The organism is Gemmobacter nectariphilus DSM 15620, assembly GCF_000429765.1.
Taxonomy (GTDB): domain Bacteria; phylum Pseudomonadota; class Alphaproteobacteria; order Rhodobacterales; family Rhodobacteraceae; genus Wagnerdoeblera; species Wagnerdoeblera nectariphila.
Genome location: NZ_AUCM01000050.1, coordinates 1 through 2,161 on the forward strand (window position 1 = coordinate 1; position 2,161 = coordinate 2,161).

Here is a 2,161-nt window from a genome sequence, read left to right on the forward strand (position 1 = left end):
GCTAACGTCCGTCGTGAAGAGGGAAACAACCCTGACCCGCAGCTAAGGCCCCCAATTCATGGCTAAGTGGGAAAGCATGTGGGACTTCCAAAACAACCAGGAGGTTGGCTTAGAAGCAGCCATCCTTTAAAGATAGCGTAACAGCTCACTGGTCTAGTCAAGAGGTCCTGCGGCGAAGATGTAACGGGGCTCAAGCCATGAGCCGAAGCTCGGGATGCACAGCGATGTGCGTGGTAGCGGAGCGTTCTGTGATATAGCTCCATGCCTCTTCTGTTCCTCAGGCAACTGGGAAACATCGGAGGCAAGGAGCTTTCTGTGAAGCCGGGCTGTAAGGCATCCGGTGGAGAGATCAGAAGCGAGAATGTTGACATGAGTAGCGACAAACAGGGTGAGAGACCCTGTCGCCGAAAGTCCAAGGGTTCCTGCTTAAAGCTAATCTGAGCAGGGTAAGCCGGCCCCTAAGGCGAGGCCGAAAGGCGTAGTCGATGGGAACCAGGTTAATATTCCTGGGCCAGGAGGATGTGACGGATGCTTAACGTTGTCAGGCCTTATCGGATTGGTCTGGCAGCCGCGGTGTCCCTGGAAATAGCCCTCCATCAGACCGTACCCTAAACCGACACAGGTGGACTGGTAGAGTATACCAAGGCGCTTGAGAGAACCACGTTAAAGGAACTCGGCAAAATGCTCCCGTAAGTTCGCGAGAAGGGAGCCCCGTCTGTAGGCAACTATGGGCGGGGGGCACAGACTAGGGGGTGGCGACTGTTTACTTAAAACACAGGGCTGTGCGAAGCCGTAAGGCGACGTATACAGTCTGACGCCTGCCCGGTGCCGGAAGGTTAAAAGGAGGGGTGCAAGCTCCGAATTGAAGCCCCGGTAAACGGCGGCCGTAACTATAACGGTCCTAAGGTAGCGAAATTCCTTGTCGGGTAAGTTCCGACCTGCACGAATGGCGTAACGATCTCCCCGCTGTCTCTAACGTGGACTCAGCGAAATTGAACTGTGTGTCAAGATGCACACTACCCGCGGTTAGACGGAAAGACCCCATGAACCTTTACTCCAGCTTCGCACTGGCATCAGGATTGCGATGTGCAGGATAGGTGGTAGGCATTGAAATCGGGACGCCAGTCTCGATGGAGCCAACCTTGAGATACCACCCTTCGCACTCTTGATGTCTAACCGCGGCCCGTTATCCGGGTCCGGGACCCTGCGTGGCGGGGAGTTTGACTGGGGCGGTCGCCTCCCAAACAGTAACGGAGGCGCGCGATGGTGGGCTCAGACCGGTCGGAAATCGGTCGTCGAGTGCAATGGCAGAAGCCCGCCTGACTGCAAGACTGACAAGTCGAGCAGAGACGAAAGTCGGCCATAGTGATCCGGTGGTCCCAAGTGGGAGGGCCATCGCTCAACGGATAAAAGGTACTCTGGGGATAACAGGCTGATGATGCCCAAGAGTCCATATCGACGGCATCGTTTGGCACCTCGATGTCGGCTCATCTCATCCTGGGGCTGGAGCAGGTCCCAAGGGTATGGCTGTTCGCCATTTAAAGAGGTACGTGAGCTGGGTTTAGAACGTCGTGAGACAGTTCGGTCCCTATCTGCCGTGGGTGTAGGAGACTTGAGAAGAGTTGCCCCTAGTACGAGAGGACCGGGGTGAACGCTCCACTGGTGGACCAGTTATCGTGCCAACGGTAGTGCTGGGTAGCTATGAGCGGACAGGATAAACGCTGAAGGCATCTAAGCGTGAAGCCCCCTTCAAAACAAGGTCTCCCTTGAGGGCCGTGGAAGACCACCACGTCGATAGGCCGGAGGTGTAAGCGCAGCAATGCGTGTGCTGACCGGTACTAATTGCCCGATTGGCTTGATCCATCCAGAAAAAGCAAGACTCTGGAAGACATGCTACACAATACCTTGACTAAGACAGTCGCTGAAAACAGCGCCGATGTGCTTCGGTTCTTCTCCGGTCTGGTGGTCATAGCGCGAGCAAAACACCCGATCCCTTCCCGAACTCGGAAGTTAAGTGCCGCCGCGGCAATGGTACTGCGTCTCAAGACGTGGGAGAGTAGCTCGCCGCCAGACCTGATAAGAACCGAAAAAACTCCTCAACATCTCAATCCCGGCGCGGGGTGGAGCAGCCCGGTAGCTCGTCAGGCTCATAACCTGAAGG

The 2,161-nt window shown here is 55.9% G+C and carries 2 rRNA genes; both read left to right on the forward strand.

Going from position 1 to position 2,161, the window contains the following annotated elements:
- Positions 1–1,863, forward strand: a 23S ribosomal RNA gene (locus tag G481_RS0118560); the annotation flags it as partial.
- Positions 1,864–1,958: 95 nt separating this feature from the next.
- Positions 1,959–2,073 (forward strand): 5S ribosomal RNA (gene rrf / locus G481_RS0118565).
- The last annotated feature ends 88 nt before the right edge of the window (positions 2,074–2,161 follow it).